This window comes from Georgenia sp. AZ-5 (assembly GCF_043952095.1).
In the GTDB taxonomy this organism is placed as follows: Bacteria; Actinomycetota; Actinomycetes; order Actinomycetales; family Actinomycetaceae; genus Georgenia.
The window spans coordinates 3,040,640-3,062,258 of sequence record NZ_JBINOU010000001.1 but is presented as its reverse complement, the minus strand read 5'-3'; the positions used below and the strand labels follow the sequence as shown (position 1 = coordinate 3,062,258).

General features: G+C 71.1%; 14 protein-coding genes, 3 rRNA genes and 1 pseudogene. 7 read left to right on the top strand and 11 right to left on the bottom strand.

All coding sequences use genetic code 11. The features are described from left to right. Window positions 1-157 precede the first annotated feature (157 nt). The 6 genes and pseudogenes from ACF0H8_RS14300 to rrf all read left to right on the top strand — a co-directional run bounded on the left by ACF0H8_RS14300 (window position 158) and on the right by rrf (window position 7,022). Entirely contained in the window at window positions 158-451 is a 294-nt protein-coding gene (locus ACF0H8_RS14300) for a hypothetical protein (RefSeq protein ID WP_395289560.1), read from the top strand. A gap of 82 nt (window positions 452-533) precedes the next feature. Then, window positions 534-755, top strand: a pseudogene (locus ACF0H8_RS14295) (FtsX-like permease family protein); the annotation flags it as partial. Between the two features lie 23 nt (window positions 756-778). Next, window positions 779-973, top strand: coding sequence for a hypothetical protein (locus ACF0H8_RS14290; RefSeq protein ID WP_395290945.1), 195 nt, complete (start codon window positions 779-781; stop codon window positions 971-973). An 850-nt stretch (window positions 974-1,823) separates the two neighbouring features. Then, window positions 1,824-3,344: ribosomal RNA gene (locus ACF0H8_RS14285) — 16S ribosomal RNA — on the top strand. Window positions 3,345-3,685: 341 nt separating this feature from the next. After that, window positions 3,686-6,803, top strand: a 23S ribosomal RNA gene (locus ACF0H8_RS14280). A gap of 102 nt (window positions 6,804-6,905) precedes the next feature. Then, window positions 6,906-7,022, top strand: a 5S ribosomal RNA gene (rrf, locus tag ACF0H8_RS14275). Together the 16S, 23S and 5S rRNA genes form the textbook arrangement of a ribosomal RNA operon. A 238-nt stretch (window positions 7,023-7,260) precedes the next feature. Here the strand turns inward: rrf and ACF0H8_RS14270 are convergent. The 7 genes from ACF0H8_RS14270 to ACF0H8_RS14240 form a co-directional block, all read right to left on the bottom strand. Continuing rightward, window positions 7,261-7,884: a hypothetical protein gene (locus ACF0H8_RS14270; RefSeq protein ID WP_395289559.1), complete on the bottom strand. Its 624-nt coding sequence runs from the start codon at window positions 7,882-7,884 to the stop codon at window positions 7,261-7,263. 553 nt (window positions 7,885-8,437) lie between these two features. After that, the gene (locus ACF0H8_RS14265) at window positions 8,438-8,560 is read right to left on the bottom strand and encodes a hypothetical protein (RefSeq protein ID WP_395289558.1); all 123 of its coding nucleotides are present in this window, start codon (window positions 8,558-8,560) and stop codon (window positions 8,438-8,440) included. A 7-nt stretch (window positions 8,561-8,567) separates the two neighbouring features. Next, complete coding sequence (locus ACF0H8_RS14260) at window positions 8,568-8,954, bottom strand: OsmC family protein (RefSeq protein WP_395289557.1); 387 nt, start codon at window positions 8,952-8,954, stop codon at window positions 8,568-8,570. Window positions 8,955-9,236: 282 nt separating this feature from the next. Next, window positions 9,237-9,734 carry a PEP-utilizing enzyme gene (locus tag ACF0H8_RS14255; RefSeq protein WP_395290897.1) on the bottom strand — a complete coding sequence of 166 codons (498 nt, stop codon included), beginning with the start codon at window positions 9,732-9,734 and terminating at the stop codon, window positions 9,237-9,239. Between the two features lie 860 nt (window positions 9,735-10,594). Further along, window positions 10,595-11,323, bottom strand: coding sequence for a PEP/pyruvate-binding domain-containing protein (locus tag ACF0H8_RS14250; RefSeq protein WP_395289556.1), 729 nt, complete (start codon window positions 11,321-11,323; stop codon window positions 10,595-10,597). A 14-nt stretch (window positions 11,324-11,337) separates the two neighbouring features. Next, the gene (locus tag ACF0H8_RS14245) at window positions 11,338-13,155 is read right to left on the bottom strand and encodes an ATP-binding protein (protein WP_395290896.1); all 1,818 of its coding nucleotides are present in this window, start codon (window positions 13,153-13,155) and stop codon (window positions 11,338-11,340) included. Then, complete coding sequence (locus ACF0H8_RS14240) at window positions 13,095-13,391, bottom strand: BREX system ATP-binding domain-containing protein (protein WP_395290895.1); 297 nt, start codon at window positions 13,389-13,391, stop codon at window positions 13,095-13,097. Before ACF0H8_RS14240 ends, ACF0H8_RS14245 begins: the two co-directional genes overlap by 61 nt. A gap of 124 nt (window positions 13,392-13,515) precedes the next feature. On the opposite strand from ACF0H8_RS14240, the gene ACF0H8_RS14235 reads away from it, so the two are divergent. Beyond that, window positions 13,516-14,988, top strand: coding sequence for a TIGR01777 family oxidoreductase (locus tag ACF0H8_RS14235; RefSeq protein WP_395289555.1), 1,473 nt, complete (start codon window positions 13,516-13,518; stop codon window positions 14,986-14,988). Between the two features lie 138 nt (window positions 14,989-15,126). Here the strand turns inward: ACF0H8_RS14235 and ACF0H8_RS14230 are convergent, their stop codons facing one another. From ACF0H8_RS14230 to ACF0H8_RS14215, 4 genes are all read right to left on the bottom strand, one after another. Next, on the bottom strand, window positions 15,127-16,800 hold the full coding sequence (locus tag ACF0H8_RS14230) for a (2,3-dihydroxybenzoyl)adenylate synthase (RefSeq protein WP_395289554.1): 1,674 nt from the start codon (window positions 16,798-16,800) through the stop codon (window positions 15,127-15,129). Beyond that, window positions 16,800-18,890, bottom strand: coding sequence for an acetate--CoA ligase family protein (locus ACF0H8_RS14225; protein ID WP_395289553.1), 2,091 nt, complete (start codon window positions 18,888-18,890; stop codon window positions 16,800-16,802). The genes ACF0H8_RS14230 and ACF0H8_RS14225 overlap by 1 nt, the downstream gene beginning before the upstream one ends. Further along, complete coding sequence (locus ACF0H8_RS14220; RefSeq protein WP_395289552.1) at window positions 18,883-20,511, bottom strand: FAD-dependent monooxygenase; 1,629 nt, start codon at window positions 20,509-20,511, stop codon at window positions 18,883-18,885. The genes ACF0H8_RS14225 and ACF0H8_RS14220 overlap by 8 nt, the downstream gene beginning before the upstream one ends. 79 nt (window positions 20,512-20,590) lie before the next feature. Beyond that, window positions 20,591-21,433 (bottom strand): PaaX family transcriptional regulator C-terminal domain-containing protein, encoded by an 843-nt coding sequence (locus ACF0H8_RS14215; protein ID WP_395289551.1) that lies wholly within the window; start codon window positions 21,431-21,433, stop codon window positions 20,591-20,593. Between the last annotated feature and the right edge of the window lie 186 nt (window positions 21,434-21,619).

Here is a 21,619-nt window from a genome sequence, read left to right as displayed (position 1 = left end):
TCACGCCGTCGGCCCTCGTGGCCTGGCGCCGAGAAGGGCGCAGCCCAGGTGCATCGCGCCGAGAATGGCCTGACTTCACGTCCGGGCGTGGAACGGGCAGCTGGGCCATTCTCGTCGGGGGCGAAGCCCGGCTACCGCCGAGAAGGAACTGGGCGAGATGCTCCACGACCTGCACGCCCCGGTCACCGACCGCGTCGCCGCGCTGGTGCGTCGCGGCCGCGCCGACGGCACGTTCCTCCGCGACGTGCCCGAGGCCTGGCTCGTCACCACCTACTTCGCGCTCGTGCACGCCGGCGGCGGGGCGGTGGGCGCGGGTGCCATGGACCCCGACGCGGCCGCGGCCGCGCTTACCACGACCCTGCGGGGCGCCTTCCGCACCGAGGGGATCGACCAATGGACGCCTGGCTGGACCTCCCCCATTGGAAGGACGCCGGCACCACCAGCGCTCTGACCGCCGTCGACCTGGCCACGCTCGGCGAGGTTGCGGACGTCGACATGGCCGCCGGCTCCATGGCCGACCTCGTCGGGGGGTCGTGCTCGCCGAGGACGTCGCCACCGAGCGCGGGCTGGCCGTGGGCGACGCCCTCACACTTCGCCCGCACCGGGTGGTCGCCGTCGTCATCGCCCTGCTGGGCATCACCAACACGCTCGCCCTGTCCATCGTGGAGCGGACCCGCGAGATCGGGCTGCTGCGGGCCATCGGGATGACCCGGCGGCAGGTCCGGTGGATGGTGCGCGGCGAGGCCGTGCTGGTCGCCGCCCTGGCGTGGTCATCGGCGTGGTGCTCGGCTCAGCGCTCGGCGCCGCCACGGTGCAGGCGCTCGGCGCCGCCGAGCCGTTCGCCATCGCCTGGCCCGTGGGCCGCCTGCTCCTGGTGGTCGCGCTGGCCACCGCGGCGGGCCTGATCGCCGGGATGCTCCCGGCCCGCCGGGCGGCGCGGCTGGTGGTGCTCGCCGCTGTCGTGGCGCAGTAGACATGGCCGAAAGGCGTCAGGAATGCTCCTGCGGGGCGGGCAGCATTGGCCCGCCCCGCAGGAGCGCGCATCGACGGAGCGCGGGGCTTGCGGGGAGCCACGGAGCGTGGGTGTCGCGGCCGGCGGGTGGGCGCGGTGGGCCGGGGAACGAGCGCCCGCGCGCCGGCCGACCACGGCGCGTGGATCGAGCCGGCGACTGGCCCGACGAGGCGCGCCCTCGGGGGCCGTGGACGCGGGCGATCCGGCCCCCGGCGGGCGGCCGTCGCGAGCCCGCACGCCTGTGACCGGCGTCATGGCCTCCCAGGTTGACCCCCCGGAACTGGGGGAGGTAACTTATCTGAGCCCGCAAGGGAGGTACGGACGCCAGGACGGCGGCCGGTCCCGCGGAGCAACTCTTCGGACGACGACGAACCGGTGACACGATCACCGGTCACGAGGCGTCCGCGGGGGCTGGTCGGTAATGCAGGTCACGCCGGTGAGGAATTCGCCGGAGTTGACAGGTGGAAATCGGCCGGGATAAGTTAGTGAGGTTGCCCCGGAGGGGTCTGGAACTTCGGTTTCTGGGTCTGATGGTGTGTGTCTGTTCTTTGAGAACTCAACAGTGTGCCAAGTTTTTGATGCCATTTGATCCTGGGTGTCGCTGGTCGGTCTGACTCGTTCGTGGGTCGGGCCGGTGGTGGCGTCCATGGGTTTGTTTTGTTTTGGTTGCGTGCCATGTCCTGGGCCCCGTCCTGGGGGTGGTGCGGATGCCATGGATTGGCTCCCGGCTCTTTGGGGTTGGGGGTTTTCTTCGTATGGTTTGTCGGCGCGTGCGCGTTCTCTTTGGGGGGCGTGTGGGTGCCGCGGGTTTTTTACGGAGAGTTTGATCCTGGCTCAGGACGAACGCTGGCGGCGTGCTTAACACATGCAAGTCGAACGATGAAGCCAGCTTGCTGGTGGATTAGTGGCGAACGGGTGAGTAACACGTGAGTAACCTGCCCCCGACTTCGGGATAACGCCGGGAAACTGGTGCTAATACCGGATATGACACGCGAACGCATGTTGGTGTGTGGAAAGTTTTTCGGTTGGGGATGGGCTCGCGGCCTATCAGCTTGTTGGTGGGGTGATGGCCTACCAAGGCGGCGACGGGTAGCCGGCCTGAGAGGGTGACCGGCCACACTGGGACTGAGACACGGCCCAGACTCCTACGGGAGGCAGCAGTGGGGAATATTGCACAATGGGCGCAAGCCTGATGCAGCGACGCCGCGTGAGGGATGACGGCCTTCGGGTTGTAAACCTCTTTCGGCAGGGAAGAAGCCCCTCGGGGTGACGGTACCTGCAGAAGAAGCGCCGGCTAACTACGTGCCAGCAGCCGCGGTAATACGTAGGGCGCAAGCGTTGTCCGGAATTATTGGGCGTAAAGAGCTCGTAGGCGGTCTGTCGCGTCTGCTGTGAAAACGCGAGGCTCAACCTCGCGCCGGCAGTGGGTACGGGCAGACTAGAGTGCGGTAGGGGAGACTGGAATTCCTGGTGTAGCGGTGGAATGCGCAGATATCAGGAGGAACACCGGTGGCGAAGGCGGGTCTCTGGGCCGTTACTGACGCTGAGGAGCGAAAGCATGGGGAGCGAACAGGATTAGATACCCTGGTAGTCCATGCCGTAAACGTTGGGCACTAGGTGTGGGGGCCGTTTCCACGGTTTCCGTGCCGCAGCTAACGCATTAAGTGCCCCGCCTGGGGAGTACGGCCGCAAGGCTAAAACTCAAAGGAATTGACGGGGGCCCGCACAAGCGGCGGAGCATGCGGATTAATTCGATGCAACGCGAAGAACCTTACCAAGGCTTGACATGCACCGGAAACGTCCAGAGATGGGCGCCCCGCAAGGTCGGTGCACAGGTGGTGCATGGTTGTCGTCAGCTCGTGTCGTGAGATGTTGGGTTAAGTCCCGCAACGAGCGCAACCCTTGTCCCATGTTGCCAGCGGGTTATGCCGGGGACTCATGGGAGACTGCCGGGGTCAACTCGGAGGAAGGTGGGGATGACGTCAAATCATCATGCCCCTTATGTCTTGGGCTTCACGCATGCTACAATGGCCGGTACAAAGGGTGGCGATGCCGCGAGGTGGAGCGAATCCCAAAAAGCCGGTCTCAGTTCGGATTGGGGTCTGCAACTCGACCCCATGAAGTCGGAGTCGCTAGTAATCGCAGATCAGCAACGCTGCGGTGAATACGTTCTCGGGCCTTGTACACACCGCCCGTCACGTCACGAAAGTCGGTAACACCCGAAGCCGGTGGCCCAACCCTTGGGGGGGAGCCGTCGAAGGTGGGACTGGCGATTGGGACGAAGTCGTAACAAGGTAGCCGTACCGGAAGGTGCGGCTGGATCACCTCCTTTCTAAGGAGCGTTCCGGAACGCCCACGGCCTGTAGTACGCCGGCTGCTCGCAGCCGGCGGGAACCGGGTCGGCTGGGCGGGTCTGGTGGCCACGTCCCGCGGCGAGGGTTCGCGGGGTGGTTGCTCATGGGTGGAACGTCAAGAGCTTGGGCACGCTGTTGGGTCCTGAGGGAACAGGCCCCACCGGTCCGGCGCCGCCGGACGCCCCGCGAACGCGGGTGGTGGGTTCCGGTTTGCTCTGGTGGCCGCCCCGGCCCGCGATCATCGGTTGATGGTGGTGGGTGGGTGTTGGTGCGTAGCTTGAGAACTGTACAGTGGACGCGAGCATCTTTGATCTTTTGTGGTCAAGTTTTTAAGAGCATTCGGTGGATGCCTTGGCACCAGGAGCCGAAGAAGGACGTCGTAGCCTGCGATAAGCCTCGGGGAGCTGGCAAACGAGCTGTGATCCGAGGGTGTCCGAATGGGGGAACCCGGCCGCAGTCATGTGCGGTTACCCGCGCCTGAATATATAGGGCGTGTGGGGGGAACGTGGGGAAGTGAAACATCTCAGTACCCACAGGAAGAGATATTCCGTGAGTAGTGGCGAGCGAAAGCGGATCAGGCTAAACCGGGGGTGTGTGAGAGCCGGCGGGCGTTGCACTCCCGGGGTCGTGGGACCCACTGGCCGCCTCTGCCGGGGCGGTGGGGAGTTGACAAAGCTCGGGTGTAGTCGAACGGTCTGGGAAGGCCGGGCACAGTGGGTGAGACCCCCGTAGACGAAACGCCCGGGCCTCCTTGTGGGGATCCCGAGTAGCACGGGGCCCGTGAAATCCCGTGTGAATCTGCCAAGACCACTTGGTAAGCCTAAATACTACCTGGTGACCGATAGCGGACTAGTACCGTGAGGGAAAGGTGAAAAGTACCCCGGGAGGGGAGTGAAATAGTACCTGAAACCGGATGCTTACAATCCGTCGGAGCCTCCCTAGCAGGGGTGACGGCGTGCCTTTTGAAGAATGAGCCTGCGAGTTAGTGGCATGTGGCGAGGTTAACCCGGGTGGGGAAGCCGTAGCGAAAGCGAGTCCGAACAGGGCGGTTCAGTCGCGTGCTCTAGACCCGAAGCGGAGTGATCTACCCATGGGCAGGTTGAAGCACGTGTAAGAGCGTGTGGAGGACCGAACCCACTTAGGTTGAAAACTGAGGGGATGACCTGTGGGTAGGGGTGAAAGGCCAATCAAACTCCGTGATAGCTGGTTCTCCCCGAAATGCATTTAGGTGCAGCGTCGTGTGCTTCTTGCCGGAGGTAGAGCTACTGGATGGCCGATGGGCCCTACAAGGTTACTGACGTCAACCAAACTCCGAATGCCGGTAAGTGTGAGCACGGCAGTGAGACTGCGGGGGATAAGCTTCGTAGTCGAGAGGGAAACAGCCCAGATCACCGGCTAAGGCCCCTAAGCGTGTGCTAAGTGGGAAAGGATGTGGAGTTGCCCAGACAACCAGGAGGTTGGCTTAGAAGCAGCCATCCTTGAAAGAGTGCGTAATAGCTCACTGGTCAAGTGATTCCGCGCCGACAATGTAGCGGGGCTCAAGCACACCGCCGAAGCCGTGGCACTCACGCGTGACCCCCGCCAGTCCTTGAGGCTGGTGCAGGGGCGTGGGTGGGTAGGGGAGCGTCGTGTGGGAGGCGAAGCGCCGGGGTGACCCAGGCGTGGATCCCACACGAGTGAGAATGCAGGCATGAGTAGCGAATGACGGGTGAGAAACCCGTCCGCCGAATGACCAAGGGTTCCAGGGCCAGGTTAATCCGCCCTGGGTAAGTCGGGACCTAAGGCGAGGCCGACAGGCGTAGTCGATGGACAACGGGTTGATATTCCCGTACCGGCGAAGGACCGACCATACCGAGCCCGGTGATGCTAACCACCCAACGGCGGTCATCGTCCCCTTCGGGGGGCACCGGCCGCCCGCGCGTGGGACCCGATCCGGCAGTAGGTAAGCGTGTTAACAGGGGTGACGCAGACAGGTAGCCACCGCGTGCTTAATGGCAATGCACGTCTAAGGATGCAGGGCGGGGTGCAGGCAAATCCGCACCCCACACAAGCCTGAGGTCCGATGGTGACCCCGTATGGGGGAAGCAGGGTGATCCTATGCTGCCGAGAAAAGCCTCGACGCGAGGGACTAGCCGCCCGTACCCGAAACCGACTCAGGTGGTCAGGTAGAGCATACCAAGGCGATCGAGAGAATCGTGGTTAAGGAACTCGGCAAAATGCCCCCGTAACTTCGGGAGAAGGGGGGCCTGAGGGGTGAAGCCACACGCTGGCTAGCCCTTTTGGGCCGCAGAGACCAGGGAGAAGCGACTGTTTACTAAAAACACAGGTCCGTGCGAAGTCGCAAGACGATGTATACGGACTGACGCCTGCCCGGTGCTGGAAGGTTAAGAGGACGGGTCAGCCCATCAGGGCGAAGCTCAGAATTTAAGCCCCAGTAAACGGCGGTGGTAACTATAACCATCCTAAGGTAGCGAAATTCCTTGTCGGGTAAGTTCCGACCTGCACGAATGGCGTAACGACTTCTCCGCTGTCTCGACCGCGAACTCGGCGAAATTGCACTACGAGTAAAGATGCTCGTTACGCGCAGCAGGACGGAAAGACCCCGGGACCTTTACTATAGCTTGGTATTGGTGTTCGGTACGGCTTGTGTAGGATAGGTGGGAGACCGTGAAGCGCCCACGCCAGTGGGGGTGGAGTCGCCGTTGAAATACCACTCTGGTCGTACTGCACATCTAACCTCGGTCCGTGATCCGGACCAGGGACAGTGCCTGGTGGGTAGTTTAACTGGGGCGGTTGCCTCCTAAAATGTAACGGAGGCGCTCAAAGGTTCCCTCAGCCTGGTTGGCAATCAGGTGTCGAGTGCAAGTGCACAAGGGAGCTTGACTGTGAGACTGACGGGTCGAGCAGGGACGAAAGTCGGAACTAGTGATCCGGCGGTGGCTTGTGGAAGCGCCGTCGCTCAACGGATAAAAGGTACCCCGGGGATAACAGGCTGATCTTGCCCAAGAGTCCATATCGACGGCATGGTTTGGCACCTCGATGTCGGCTCGTCGCATCCTGGGGCTGGAGTAGGTCCCAAGGGTTGGGCTGTTCGCCCATTAAAGCGGTACGCGAGCTGGGTTTAGAACGTCGTGAGACAGTTCGGTCCCTATCCGCTGCGCGCGCAGGAAACTTGAGAAGGGCTGTCCCTAGTACGAGAGGACCGGGACGGACGAACCTCTGGTGTGCCAGTTGTTCCGCCAGGAGCACGGCTGGTTGGCTACGTTCGGGAGGGATAACCGCTGAAAGCATCTAAGCGGGAAGCCTGCTTCAAGATGAGGTTTCCACCAGGCTTGTCCTGGGAAGGCCCCCAGCAGACCACTGGGTTGATAGGCCGGACGTGGAAGCGGGGCAACCCGTGGAGCTGACCGGTACTAATGGGCCGACAACTTGCCCACAACAAAAAAGCAGCAGAGCACTGCACGCGTCCACTGTACGGTTCCCGAGATACGCCCCACGACCAGCCCAGGTGCTGGTCGGGCCGGACATCTCCACAGAGTTACGGCGGTCATAGCGAGGGGGAAACGCCCGGTCCCATTCCGAACCCGGAAGCTAAGCCCCTCAGCGCCGATGGTACTGCACGGGAGACTGTGTGGGAGAGTAGGACACCGCCGAACACCCCTTCCAGAAAGGCCCCGACCCACCCGGTCGGGGCCTTTCTGCATGCCCGGCCGGGTTTGGCAGGACACTGCTGGTCTGCTCAGCCGGTCTCCCGATGCACCGCGAGGAAGCCTCTGCTTCGCACGATTCTTGGCGGACCCGGACGCGGAATGCCGTCGCGGGAAAAAGACGTCGAGCACCTTGCCCACGGGGCGGGGCAGGGCCGGTCTGGCCGACGCTGAGCGGCAGGCTCTCTCAGGGCCGTGCACCCCCGGGCCCGGGCATGCCGAGGTGTGACCGAAGTGTGCCAGAGAGCCTGATGAGCCATACCGGGAACGCCAGGTACGCCGGTACGCCCGCGAGCAGCCCCAGCCCGCCGATCGCATACTGCTCCATCGACCCCCGGGGCAGAAGCAGGGCCACGCCCGCCAGGGCGGTGCCGGAGAGGGCTCCGGCGGCCATGAGAGTCGCCCAGCGTGCGAGGCCGCGAGGGAGCACCCGGGTCCTGGTACCGACCCCGCCCAGCACGCCGACCCACGCGAACATCGCGATGATCGCCGGCACTGCGACGAACACCTGGACCTCGAAGGGGATCACGTCGGTCACCAGCAGCACCGAGCTCACGACGATGGCGCCCATGGCGGTGACACCGGCGTAGGTGGCCACACGTAGCCCGGTTCCGTCGGGCAGCAGGTCCCGCAGGGCGAGGGCCACCGGGATCATCGCCCCTGTTGAGACGATGCCGCCGATGACGTCGTTCGCCGGCCCGGTCCAGTCGAAGGAATGGTTGCCGGGCAGCGCGACGGCGTAGAGGGCGATCAGCAGGAGGTTTCCCGTTACGCCGGTCACCCCGGCGAGCAGACCCCAGCGCTCCACCACCCGGAGTTGCTCATCGTCGACGCGAACCTCAGCCGGCAGGGGTCCGCCGGATCCGGCCCTGTCATGCTCGTCTCGAGTATGGCGAAGCTGCATCACGCACCTCGCTCGGCGGGTGGTTGTGGCGATCCCGATGATCTACCCGGCCGCAGCCGGCGTCAACGAGCGCTACCGCTTCCGCCACCCCACGCTCGAGCAGCGCTGCGGCACGTGCTGCCGTGAACGACCGCAAAAAGGGTGAAGCCTTGCCCAACACCCGCGCGCGGCTTTTGCCCAGCCACTACCGTCCCGAAACTGCGGCTGGACGCCGTCGTCCCCTCCGCAACCAGACCTGCCGATCCCGTGCGGAGTTGTACGAGTTTGTAGTCCTCCGGCGGCCGCCCTTGGCACCTCCGGCGGCCGCCCTTGGCACCTCCGGCGGCCGCCCTTGGCACCTCCGTCGCCCCATGGCACCACGGGCGAATCCGGCGCACCGCCAACCGCGGGCCTTCATGCCGGCTGTCCGTTGACACCACGTTGGGAGCCGGGCGACCGGCGTTCGTCTCCGTGCTCACTCCTACGTCGAGGTGAACGTCACGTCGACGTCGTTCGGGTCGCGTAGGGCAAGGTAGATGGGGCAGCGCTGCAGCCAGGCCTGCTGCATCGCCTCGACACGATCGGGTGGGCTTGTGGAGGTCACGCTGATCTCAATGCGCAGCTGCTGCAAGTCCGGCCTGGCCCCATCGACTCCGAGGAGGCCGGCAAGGTTGGCGTTGCAGCTCGCGGTGGCCGTCAGGGAGATTGGCATGTCCGCTGACAGTCAGCTCCGTGATCTCGACGTCGAACTGGGGGGCGAGCGTGTCGTTGATGAAGGCCACGGCGCAGCCCGCCAGTGCGCCGAGGAGGTATGCCGTGGGGCTGGGCGACTGGTTCTGCCCACCGACCGGCTGCGGCAGGTCGGTGTCCCAGCTGAACGAGCCGGCGGCGAGGCCGGTGCGGCCGTTACTGAGGGTCGCGGTGGCCTTCGGGGAGACCTGGCCGGCGGCGGGGTCGGCGGTGAACTTCTCGACCGAACCGGAGAGGGTGGCGTCCATGGCTTCTCCTGTGTGCCGGCGTCGATAGCCCCGCGCTGGCTGAGTCCTCAGATCCGAGCGGAGCTCGATTCTTGGGAGCTCGCATTGTCTGTGGCCGCAGGATTACCACCGGTGCCGTTATCCGAGCGTTACGGCTCGGCCTCGTCGGGCATGCTCCTCGACGGGGTCCACGGCGGGGGGCGGCTGCGACAGCCGGTGGCTCCGGCGCGCCCCGCGCCAACGCCGGGACGCCCTGAGGTGTGGACCCCGTAGCGCTGCCCCCTTGCTTAAGGACATCCGTGGTCATCGCACGACGTGGACGACCCCCGAGTCGCCGTCGACGGTGACCAGCTGTCCGTCCCGCAGCGCCGTCGTCGCGACCTTGGTGTCGACGACTGCCGGGATCCCGTACTCGCGGGCGATGATCGCGGGGTGGGACAGCGTCCCACCCGAGTTGGTCACGAGCGCGCCGATGCTGGGGAAGAGGACCGACCACACAGGCGACGTCGCCGGGCATACCAGCACGTCGCCGGCCCGGATCTTGCCGAACTCGGACTCGTCGAGGACGACCCGGGCGGTGCCGGCCGAGGCGCCGACGCCGGTGACGAGGCCGGGACCTTCGCGGCCGACGGCATCGACATCGCCGAGGATGCCGGTGATGCTCCACAGGAAGGCCTCGGTGCTCCGCCGGGCCGGCGCCGGCAGGACCTGCACGGGAGGCGGCGGGGGCGGCGTGCCGTACGACCGCGGGCCCGGGTGCGCCAGCGCCCACGCACGCTCGCCGCGGCGACGGACCACCATCCCGCGGCGGGCGCCGCCGTCGCGCAGCGCGTCGACCGCCTCGTCAGGATGGAGGAAGAACACGTCGTCGACGGCACCGAGCTGCCCGCGGGTGGCGAGGCGGCGGCCCAGCTCCAGCGCGGCGCGGCGGCACAGCGCCAGCGGCGCGCTGGCGTTGTAGTACTCGTTGTCCTCCCGCACCGGGTAGGCCGTCACCGCGCGAGCCAGGAGACGGTCGAACCGGGGCCGCGCCCCGGGATCGAGCCGCGCCCGTGCCAGCTCCGCCGTCGCGGCGCGGCGACGCCCGAGCGCCGCGGTGGTCGGGGCCAAGTCAAACCCGCGGGCGCGCTGGTCGGCGATGAGGGAGTGGATCAGGTCCGGCCGCTCGTCGAGGTTCGGTCCCGCGACCTCCATCCGGAGCGCCCGGCACCCGTGGGTGCGCTGGAACTCGGCGAACGCCTCGTCGAACCCGTCCGTGCCGTGCAGGTGGGCCAGGCGGCTGAGCGCCCGGCTCGGCTCGGTGGACGTCGTCGACGTGCCGGCGAGCAGGTCGAGCACCTGGGCGTCCTGCCAGCCGAGCAGCTCCCGGCAGGTCAGTGCCAGCTCGCCCAGCGCCATCGCCAGGGCACCGTGGAGCCGGAAGTGGATGCCGACGCCGTCGCGAAGCAGCTCGCGCGCCGCCTGCAGGCGCCGCACCAGCTCGTCGTCGGACGCCGCGCGCAGGTCAACGTCGCGCAGCTCGGCGATGCGGGCCGCCATCGACTCGCGCCACTCCGCGTCCCACCGACGCAGGAGGCTGCCCGGCACGTCGTCGCGCAGCGCCCGCGCACTGGCCCGGACCCGGCGTCGCAGCGTCGGCACCAGACGGAACAGCGCCCAGGTCAGCCACGGCGGGACGGGTGGGGGCGTCTTGTCGCCCGGGGGGACGATGCGGGCGTACTTCCACCCGCCGATGTCCCGCAGCTCGAGGCTTTCGAACAGGAGGCCGAGCTCGGTGCACATCCGGCGCGCGCCGGGGTGATCGACGCGAAGAGCGCCTTGTTGAACGGCGTGTCCGGCACGGGCGCGTGCTCGGCGTCCCTCTCCCAGTATCCCGGCGGCACCTCCACCGGGATCGGTACGGGTGTGACCGGCCGCCCGGCGAGGGTGGTGATCGGGCGGGCCTGGAGCAGGCGGACCCCACCGTTCTCGAGGGCCCACTCGACGTCCTGCGGGCCGCCGAGCTCGTGCGCGGCCCCGCGGGCCAGGGCGGCGACCGCGGCCGCGGCGTCGGCTGCGAGCACCTCCCCGCCGGCACCCGAGCGGCGCGTGGCGCGATCCCCGCGCACCTCCCAGACCTCGGGCGTCCGGGCGCCGGAGACGAGGCTCTCGCCGACCCCGGAGACGGCCTCGACCACGGTGACGTCCGGGTCGCCGGTGAGCGGGTCGGTGGTGAACGCGACGCCGGCCGCCGTGGCCGCCACCATCGGCTGGACGAGGACGGCGAGGCGCCGCAGCTGGGAGTCGCTGCTGAACACGTGCCGGTCGCCCTCACCGGCCCGCCCGTACACGGCCCGAACCTCGTCCACGCAGGCGAGCGCGGCGTCCTCCTGGCCCCGGTAGAGCTGCACCAGCCCGCGGGTCGTCAGCGCGTAGGCCTTCCCGCGGGCGCTGCCGAAGCGGTGCGCGAGCTGGAGCAGCTGGTCGCCTCAGCCATCGCGCCGTCCCACCGCCCGGCCTGGACCCCGGCCAGCGCGGCTGCTTCCAGATGCGCGATCTCCATCGTCGGCAGCCGCAGCCGACGTGCCGTGGCCATGCCCTCCGCCGCGATGGCGAGGGTCCGGCGATGGTTGCCCCACTCGAGCTCCATGGAGGCCTGCGCCCGCGTCGCCTCCAGCCACAGGACTGACAACCGCGCCGACCGGGCGATCTCGACGACAGTGTCGATCTCGGTCCGGGCCTCGAGCAGGCTGCGCTGCTGCAGTGCCGGGCTCGCGCGGGCGAGCGCCGCCTGCACGCGCCCGGCGGCCGAGCCGGTGCGCACGGCGAGCTCTTCCAGGGCAGCTGCGACGGGCTCGACGTCGCCACCGCCCCGTTGGGTGAACATCGTGCGCGCCGCCAGCACGGCCACGTGCTCGTCGCCGGGAGCGAGGTGCGCCAGCACGGCCTCGGCCTCGTCGACGTGCGCGGCGGCCTGGTCGAAGAGCCCCGCGTCCCACTCCAGCAACGCGAGGCGGCGCAGCTGACGCCCGGCGTCGAGGACCCGCCCGGCGGCGCGCGAGGCGACCGCCGCCTCCGCCCACGCGCGGCGCGCCTCGTCGGGCCAACCGGCGAGCTCGCAGCCCTCAGCCCGCTGCTCGCGCAGCCGGACGGCCACGTCCGTCCGCCCCAGGCGGTCGGCGAGCGCCAGGGCGGCGTCCGCATAACCGGCGGCGGCCGCGCCCGCCTTGCTCGCGAGCGCGTCGTCGAGCGCCCGCCGGAGCACGGCGAGCGCCTCGTCGGGGTCGACGAGGTCACGGGCGCCGCTCACGTGGTGAGCCTGCAGCTGGACGTCCCCGCGGTCGCGCAGGACCCGTGCGAACCGCGCGTGGAGCTCGCGGCGCCGGGCCTCCGGCAGCGCCGCGTGCGCCACCTCCGTGATGAGCGGGTGCGCGAGGCGGTACGTCAGGGCGGGGCCGTCGACATCCTCCACCAGCAGCCCGGCGTCGAGGAGGGTCCCGATGCCGCCCAGCATGTCGACGGGGCGGACGACGCCGGCGAGCACGTCGTGGCGGGCGGTTCCGCCGGCGACCGCGATGCCGTCGAGGACCGCGCGGCCCGCCTCGCCGAGGAGCGCGAGCCGGGCCGCGACGAGCTCGCGGATCTCGCGGGGCAGCTCGACGGCGTCAACCGGCCCCAGCACCCAGCGGCCCCCGCTGCGGGTGAGGTGACCGTGCCGCGCGAGCGCGCCGACGACGCCGCGGACGAACAGCGGGACGCCCCGCGTACGGTCGACCAGCAGCTCGACGAGCGCCTCGGGCGGGTCGTCGTCCGCGAGGAGGGCACCGGCGAGGTCGCGGACGCCCACCGCGTCGAGGGGCGCCACGTCGTGCTCGACGCACGGCGCGACCCGGCGCAGCGCGAGCAGGAAGTCCTCGAGCCGGCTCCCGCCCTCGCCGGTGCGCCGGGTGACGAGCACGGCCACGCGGGTGGCGCCCAGCCCGCCCGCGCAGTACGCCAGGGCTCCGAGCGACGGGGCGTCGGCCCACTGGGCGTCGTCGAGCACGAGCAGCAGGGGCTGACGGCGGCCTGCCCGTGCGAGGAGCTCGCGCACCGCCTCGAGCATCCGCGTCCGCTCGAGCCCGGCGTGACCGAGCGGCTCAAGCAGGACGCCCAGGTCGCCGAACAGCCCGCCGAGGTCGGTCAGCCCCTCCAGCAGCGCGGTGCGCTTGGCGGCCGGCCCCTCGCGGACGAGGGGACGCAGCAGGGTGACGAGCGCCCCGTAGTGCAGGTCGGCGTGCAGGGGGACGCCCGCGCCACCAGGACGCCGAAGTTCCGCGCCAACGCCCGGGCGGCCGCCTCCTCGGCCAGCCGCGACTTGCCGATCCCGGGCTCGCCCGAGAGGACCAGGACCGCGCTGTGCCCCGCCTGGGCGCGGTCGAGCACGTCGGCGACGACGCTGAGGTCGGCGGCCCTGCCGACGAGCGGGGTGGCGTGCATCAGCACCACGGCCGTGGCCTCACGTGACGATCATCCGCCCCCGGGCCGGTGGAGGCGGGAGCCCGGTGGCCATCCCCGCAGTACCGCGCGTGCGCCCCCGCGGCGCATGCCGCACGATGACGCGGTGGCCGTCTTCGAGCACCGGACCCTCCTGCCGTACCCGCGGGAGCAGGTCTTCGCCTGGTTCGAGCGGCCCGGCGCGCTGGTGCGGCTGAACCCGCCGTTCGGCGGGACCGTGCTCGCCGAGCCCAGCGACGGCATCCGCGACGGCTCGGTGGCCAAGCTGGGCATCGGGCCGCCCGGCGTGCTCGGCGCCGGGCTCGGCGCGGCGGCCAGGTCGGTGCCCTGGCCGGGCCTCGTCCCGCAGCGTCTGCGCCGTCCCGAGCTGGACTGGACCGCCCGCCACGACGCGTACGACCCGCCGAGCGCGTTCCGGGACACCATGGTGCGCGGACCCCTTCGCCGCTGGGTGCACACTCACCGGTTCGAGGACGCCCCGGCCGGCGGCACGGTCATGACCGACCACGTCGACTTCGCCGTGCCGGGCGAGGGGCGGCTGCCCGGCGGCGCGACGGAGGCCGGCGCGCGCGCCATGCTGCCCGCCCTCCGGCGCATCTTCGCCTACCGCGACGACCAGCTGCGCGGCGACCTGGACTTCCACGCCGCCCACGCCGCGGCCGGCACCCGCACGGTCGCCGTCGCCGGCGCGTCCGGGCTCATCGGCCGCCAGCTGTGCGCCCTGCTCACCGGCGGCGGCCACCGGGTCGTGCGCCTCGTCCGCCGCGAGTCCCGCGGCCCTGACGAGATCTCCTGGGACCCCGCCCGCGGACGGCTCGACCCCGAGTCCCTGCGCGACGTCGACGTCGTCGTGAACCTCGCCGGCCGCTTCATCGGCGGCCACTTCACCGACCAGGCCAAGCGGGAGATCCTCACCAGCCGGGTGGAGACGACGGGGCTGCTCGCCCGCTCCCTCGCGGTGCTCGCCGAGGACGGACGACCGCGGGCGTTCCTGTGCGCCTCGGGCATCAACTACTACGGCGCCCGTCCCCACGTGGGCGACGATCCCGCGCCGCTGCCCGAGGACGCCCCCTCCGGCGACGGGTTCCTCGCCGAGGTGTGCCGCGCCTGGGAGGGGGCGACGGCGCCCGCCGCGGACGCCGGTGTCCGGGTCGTCTCGACCCGCACCGGCATCGTGCAGACCCCCGCCGAGGGGGCGCTCGCCCGCTTCCTGCCGCTGTACGCCGTCGGCCTCGGCGGGCCGCTCGACTGCGAGCAGTGGGTCAGCTGGATCTCCGTCGACGACGCCATCTCCGCGTACGCGCACGCCGCGCTCACCGAGGCGCTCACCGGCCCGCTCAACGCCGTCGGCCCGGCACCGGTGCTCGGCGCCGAGTACGCGCGCACCCTGGGCCGGGTGCTGCACCGGCCCGCCCTGCTGCCCGTGCCCAGGTTCGGCCCACGGCTGGTGGTGGGCGAGCAGGGCGCCCGCGAGCTCGCGTACGCCAGCCAGCGCGTGTCCTCGCGGAAGCTGGAGGCATCGGGCTACCGCTTCCGCCACCCCACGCTCGAGACGGCGCTGCGGCACGTGCTGCCGTGAGGGGAGCAGCCGGCGCCCTGGCATTGAGCCGCACTGCCTCGGGCGCCCGGCGGCCCGCCGGCCCCGCCGTCACCGCCGCCGCGGTCCCGCCGTCACCGCCGCCGCGGTCCCGCCGTCAGCGCCGCCGCGGTCCCGCCGTCACCGCTGGAGCAGCCCGGCCGCCAGCCGTTCGGCGATGTCCGAGCGCAGCGCCTTCTTGTTGATCTTGCCGACCTTGGTGGTGGGCAGCTCGTCCGTGAGCACCAGCTTGTCCGGGTACTTGTAGCGGGCGACGCCGGTCTCGGCCATGGCGGCGTGGACCTCCTCGAGCGTGAGCGTGGCGCCGTCGTGCGGGACGACGTAGACGCACACCCGCTCGCCCAGGGTCTCGTCGGGCATGGCGACGGCGGCGACGAGCCGCACGGCGGGCAGCTGGTAGAGCAGGTTCTCGACCTCCTCGGCGGAGATCTTCTCCCCGCCGCGGTTGATCATGTCCTTGTCGCGCCCCTCGACGACGAGGTTGCCGTGGGGGTCCATGCGGCAGACGTCCCCGGAGCGGTACCAGCCGTCCTTGGTGAAGGCACGGGCGTTCTGCTCCTCGGCGCGGTAGTACCCGCGCAGCGTGTACGGGCCCTGCGTGATCAGCGAGCCGGGCGTGCCCGGGGGGACGGGCTCGTCGTGCTCGTCGACGAGGAGGACCTCGTCCGCGGGGGACATGGGCCGGCCCTGGGTGGTGAAGACGACCTCCTCCGGGTCGTCCAGGCGCGTGTAGTTCAGCAGTCCCTCGGCCATGCCGAAGACCTGCTGCAGGGTGCAGCCGAGCGTGCCGGGCACGCGGCGCGCGACCTCGTCGGCCAGCCGGGAGCCGCCCACCTGCAGCACCTTCAGCGACACCAGCTGGTCCGAGGGGTTCTCGGCCTGGTGGTCCAGCCACCGCTTGGCCACGGCGGGGACGACCGCGGTGTGCGTGACCCGCTCCCGCGCGATCCACTCGAACGCCCGCGTCGGCTCCGGGCTGGGGAGCATGACGACGCGGCCACCAACCAGGAGGGTGCCCAGCAGCCCGGGGCAGGCGAGCGGGAAGTTGTGCGTCACCGGGATGGCCACGAGGTAGACGGTGCCGGAGTCGAAGGCGCACACCTTCGCGGACTGCTTGGCGTTGTAGGCGTAGTCCTCGTGGGAGCGGGGGATGAGCTTGGGGATGCCGGTGGTGCCGCCGGAGAGCAGGAACAGCGCCACGTCGCGGCCGGCCGGCTCCTCGGCGTCCCACCGGGCGCGCTCGGCCGCCGGGTCCGCCGCGGGCGCGCACAGCTGCCGCAGGTCGACGGCGCCGTCGGCGACGTCGTCGGCGGCCACGAGCACGTGCTGGAGTACCTCGTGCTCGGCGGCGAGGTCGAACGCCAGCCGCTGGTGGTCGAAGTCGCGCAGCAAACCCGGCACGGCCACGGCGACGGCCTCGGCGTGCTCGACGAAGTAGGACATCTCGTGCCGGCGGTGCCCGGGCAGCGCCATGACGGGCACGATCCCCGCGCGCAGGCACGCCAGCGTGAGTACCACGAACTCCCAGCCGTTGGGCAGCTGGACGACGATCCGGTCCCCGGCGCTGACGCCCAGCTCGCGCAGCCGGGAGGCGGCCGCGTCCGCGCGGGCGGTCAGGTCGGCGTACGTCAGCCGGGTGTCGCCGTCGACGACTGCGACGTCGTCGGGATGGAGGTCGGCGCCGGCCCACAGGTGGTGGCCGAGCGAGCGACCCTCCCAGTACCCGGCGGCGGTGTAGCGCTCGGCGAGCTCGGCGGGCCAGGGGACGAGTCCTTCGGCGATGGGGCGGACCATCACAGCTCCTTCGTGGTGACGACGGCGTCGAGGGCGAGCATGCCCTGTGCGGTGACCCGCAGGGGGTTGATCTCCACGTCCGCGAGGTGCGGGGCGCGCAGGAGGAGGGCGCCGAGGGCGCCGAGCAGCCGGCCCAGGGCCGGGCGGTCCACGGTCGGCGCGCCGCGCCAGCCGTCGAGCAGGGCCCGGCCGGCGAGGTCGTCCGGCATGGTGGCGGACTCGGCGGCGGAGAGCGGGGCGAGGCGCAGGGAGACGTCGGCAAGCGCCTCCGCGACGGTGCCGCCCAGGCCGAGCAGCACCACGGGGCCGAACACCGGGTCGCGGCGGGCGCCGACGATCAGGTCGACGCCGGACGGCGCCATGGCCTCCACGAGGACCTGCTCGGCGCCCACCGCGCGCAGGGCGGCGAGAGCGGCGTCGAGCTCGGCGTGGGTGCGCACACCGAGGTGCACGCCGCCGATCTCGGTCTTGTGCAGGACGGCGGCGTCGAGGATCTTCACCGCGACCGGCCCGCCCAGCTCGTCCAGGGCGGCGTGGGCCTCGTCGGCGTCGGCGCACGCGCGGCGCGGCACGGTGCCGAAGCCGAGGGCCTCGATCAGCGCCTTGGCGCGGTCCTCGTCCCAACCGTCCGGTCCGGTGGCGGCGGCCAGGCGGACGGCGACGTCGAGGCCGGCGGGCGCCCCGTCGCCGGTGGTCGGTCCCGCGTCGTCGGCTCCGCCGTCGCCGCGCATGCGCAACCGCGCCTCCTCGACCAGCGCCGCCACCCCGGTGGCCAGCGCGGTGGGGCCGCCGTAGGCCGGGATGCCGGCCGCGTGCAGGCCCCGGCGGATCTGCCGCACCTCCTCGGGGGCGCCGCCGACGCCGACGAGCATGGGCGCCGCGGTGTCGGCGGCCGCGGCGGTGACGGCGCCGACGAGGTCGATGCTGTCCGGCTCGGTGAGGGCGTAGGTGGCGACGGCGTCGACGCCAGGGTCGGCGGCGACGGCGCGGAGCACCGGGGCGAACGACTCGCCGGGCCGGCCGGTGTCGACAGGGTTGCGCTGGAAGGTCATGGGCGGGAGCAGGCCGTCGAGCCGGGCGACGGTGTCCGGCGTCAGCTCCGGCAGGGAGACGCCGTGCCCGCGGAGCTGGTCCAGCAGCATCAGGCCGGGCCCCGCCTGGGCGGTGACGATGCCGACGCCCGGGTCGACGGCGGGCGCGAGCCGGGTCTGGGACAGGGCGGTGACGGCGTCGACCAGGTCCCGCTCGTCGTCGACCAGCACCGCGCCGGCCTGGCGCAGCACCGCCCGGGTGGTGCGCCAGGAGGTGGCCAGCGCCCCGGTGTGCGACTGGGCGAACTCGGCGACGTCGTTGCGGCCGACCACGAGGGCGACCACCGGCACCGTGGCGGTGAGGGCACGCACGGACTCGAACAGGCGCCGCCCGTCGGCGACCGACTCCAGGTGCAGCGCGACCACGCGGGTGGCGGGGTCGTCGCGGAGGTACTCCAGCACGTCGGGGGCGGTGACGTCGGTGGCGTTGCCGAGGCCCACCGCCAGGCTCACCCCGAGGCCGGCCTCGGCCACCAGGAAGGCGAGGGCGTGGTTGATCCCGCCGCTGGCGGCGACGACGGCGACACCGCCCGGGGGCACGTCCGCCGCGCTGGGCACGAAGCTGGCCGTCAGGCGCTGGGCGGGGGAGAGGAAGCCGGAGGTGTTGGGGCCGAGCAGGCGCACCCCGGTGCGCCGGGCGGCGGCGAGGAGGTCGCGCTGGTAGGCCGCGCCCTGCTCGCCGGACTCGGCGAAGCCGCCGGCACACACCAGGGCGGCCCCGGCGCCGGCGGAGGCGGCGTCCTCGACGGCGGCCGCGCACGCCGCCGCGGGCACGCACAGCACCGCCAGGTCCAGGGGCGAACCCAGGGCGCGGGCGGCGTCGGCGACCGTGGGGTGCAGCCCGGCGGCGGGGTCGGGGTTGCGCGAGTTGACCAGCCCGAGCGGGCCGTCGAAGGCGCGCAGCGACCGGGCCATGACGGCGCCGAGCTTGCCGCCCGAGCGGGAGGCCCCGACGACGGCGACGCCGCGGGGGGCGAAGAGCGAGCCGAGGTCAGACATCGCTGCCGCCCGCCGGTGCGGCGACGAGGTCTGCCCGGCCGGACAGCACGAGCGTGGCGACGCGGTCGTCGTCCGCCTCCTCCTCCACCAGCGCCACCGGCAGGCCGGCTGCCAGGCGGGCCTCCTCGGCGAGGAGCACCCGGGTCAGCGGGGTGCCGCCGTGCACGGCCACCAGCGCGGGGCGTTCCCCGCCGGCGAGGGCGGCGCGGGCCGCGGCCGGGAGGCCCTCCTCGGTCTCGGGGGCGGTGATCCACAGACCCCAGGGGGCGTCCGGGCCGCCGGTGCTGCGTCCCTCGGGCACGGCGTCGTCGCGCCGCGCGGCGGGCTCACGCAGCGGCAGGGCGACGTCGTCCCGGGCGGGGTCGGCCACGTAGCGGCGGCCGCCGCGCTCGACGATGTGGGCGGTGCGGCGCGGGAAGGTCAGCCTGCCCAGGTCGAGCGGGGTGTCGACCGGGTCGCGGCCGTGCGCCTCGCGCCAGGCGGCGTCCACGGCGGCGACGAAGTCCGGGTCGCGGCGGGCGAGCTTGGCCCGGCCGATGCTGCGGCTCATGAAGTGGAAGGCGAACTGGGTGGGGTCGAAGGCGCCGTGGTAGCGGCCGAAGTGCTCCCACCAGGACAGGCTGGGCCGCGCCGCGCCCTGGATCCGCTCCACCGAGGGCCGGGCGGCGGCCTCGTAGGAAGCCAGGGCGTCCTCGAGCTTGTCGTGCGCGGCGACCGCGCGGGCCAGCTCGATGGCGTCCTCCATGGCCATCTTCGTGCCCGAGCCCACCGAGAAGTGGGCGGTGTGCGCGGCGTCGCCGAGCAGCGCGACGTTGCCGGCGTGCCAGGAGCCGGCCCGCCGGGTGCGGAAGTTGCCCCAGCGGGAGTTGTTGACCAGCAGCGGCTGGCCGTCGATCTCCTCGGTGAAGAGCTCCTCGAGGTAGCGGCGGGTCTTCTCGTCGCTGGGGCCGGGCGGCTGGGTGACGTCGAAGGAGTCCAGGCCCGCACGGCGCCAGGTCTCCTCGTCGGTCTCGACGATGAACGTGCTGACGTCCGCGGAGATGGGGTAGCCGTGGACGGCGAAGACGCCGTGCGGGCCCTCCTTGTGGACGAACGTGAGCCCGTCGAACATGTACGACGTCCCGAACCAGATGAACTTCGCGCTCGCCTGTACCACCGAGGGTCGGAACGCCTCGGCGAACCGCTCGCGGGTGCGGGAGTTGGCCCCGTCGGCCGCGACCACCAGGTCGTAGCGGTCGCGCAGGTCGTCGACGTCCGCCTCGGCCTCGAAGCGCAGCTCGACGCCCTGCGCGGCGGCGCGGGCCTGCAGCAGGGACAGCAGCGTCTTGCGGGAGATGGCGGCCATCCCGTTGCCGCCCACCGGGATCCGCTCGCCCTTGAGGCGGACCTCGATGGTGTCCCAGTGGGTGCCGTGCTCGCGCAGCGCCTCGATCAGCACCGGGTCGGCGTCGTTGATCTTGGCCAGCGTGGCGTCGGAGAAGACGACGCCGAAGCCGTAGGTGTCGTCGGCGCGGTTGCGCTCGAAGACGGTGACCTCCGCGTCCGGGAGCTGCTGCTTGAGCAGCGTCGCGGCGAACAACCCTCCGGGACCGCCTCCGATGCAGGCCACTGCGAGCGACATGGGATCTCCTACGCGTCACGTCCTTGTGCGGCCACGGACCGTGACCCGCCGTCAGTGTGTGTCATATCGGGGACGGGCGTCAAGCGTTCGACACGGAAGTGCCGGCGGGAGAGCCGGCCGCCGTCCCTGTGACCTCGTCGACCGCCCGGTCCGCCTGGGGGTGGAGGGCGTCACGGGCCTCGACGAACATCTCGTACGCGTCGCCGCCGCGCCACCGCGCCGGCTGCAGCTCGACGGGCAGGTTCGGGTCCCGGAAGGGAAACTTGCGGTACTCGTGGATGAGCTCGGTGTGGGCCACCAGCGCCTCGTCGGGCGTCATCCGGCCCGAGCGGAACCGCGGCATCTGGGCGCGGTAGCGCTCGAGGAAGGCGACGTAGTCGGCGTTGAGCGAGGCCAGGTCCCAGCACCGCTCGGCCATGTCCCGGTCGGCGGGCAGGCCCTTCGACCGCGCGCGCAGCACGTCCAGCCGCACCGCGCGCTCGCCCTGGAACTTCTCCTCCACCTGGGCCAGCCGGTCGTGCGGGGAGACCCACGTCCCGGCCGCGAGCGGCCCGAAGCCCAGCCAGGCCAGCTCCTTGCGCAGCTCCTCGCGCACGCTGCGCTCCGCCTCTGGGACGTAGTAGATGGCCATGTGCCACCACCCGTCCCAGCCGGCCTTCGGGCGGGCGAAGATCCGCTCGCGGCCCTCGTCGAGCATCCGCCAGCTGCGCTCGTTCAGCGCGTAGACGACCTCGCGGCCGTCCGCGCCCGGGCGGGTGTCGAACCAGCCCTCCTTGCGCAGCCTGGCCATGACGACGCGGGCCGTGCTCGCACCCACGCCGAAGCGCTCCAGCAGGGTGATGAGGTCGCGCAGCCGGGCCTCGCCGCCGCGGTAGCGGAGGTAGTCCCCGAACAGGTCGAAGACGATCGAGCGCGGCTTCATGGCTGCTCCCTCCGGCGGCGCGGGCACAGGGTACCGCCCTGTCATGAAACAGATGCTTGACGACCGTCACACACCTGCCGTACACATTACCGCTTGTGAGGTGCGGCACGGCACCTCGAGGCACCAGCCGCTCCGGGACCTTCCGGCGGGCGGCCGAGACGCCGGGACCGCCAAGAGCCCCGAACC

Coding starts and splice junctions, on each gene's coding strand:
- ACF0H8_RS14215 (WP_395289551.1), bottom strand. CDS start 21,433: ATGAAGCCGCGCTCGATCGTCTTCGACCTGTTCGGGGACTACCTCCGC.
- ACF0H8_RS14300 (WP_395289560.1), top strand. CDS start 158: ATGCTCCACGACCTGCACGCCCCGGTCACCGACCGCGTCGCCGCGCTG.
- ACF0H8_RS14220 (WP_395289552.1), bottom strand. CDS start 20,511: ATGTCGCTCGCAGTGGCCTGCATCGGAGGCGGTCCCGGAGGGTTGTTC.
- ACF0H8_RS14240 (WP_395290895.1), bottom strand. CDS start 13,391: ATGCACGCCACCCCGCTCGTCGGCAGGGCCGCCGACCTCAGCGTCGTC.
- ACF0H8_RS14230 (WP_395289554.1), bottom strand. CDS start 16,800: ATGGTCCGCCCCATCGCCGAAGGACTCGTCCCCTGGCCCGCCGAGCTC.
- ACF0H8_RS14225 (WP_395289553.1), bottom strand. CDS start 18,890: ATGTCTGACCTCGGCTCGCTCTTCGCCCCCCGCGGCGTCGCCGTCGTC.
- ACF0H8_RS14255 (WP_395290897.1), bottom strand. CDS start 9,734: ATGGTGGTCCGTCGCCGCGGCGAGCGTGCGTGGGCGCTGGCGCACCCG.
- ACF0H8_RS14260 (WP_395289557.1), bottom strand. CDS start 8,954: ATGGACGCCACCCTCTCCGGTTCGGTCGAGAAGTTCACCGCCGACCCC.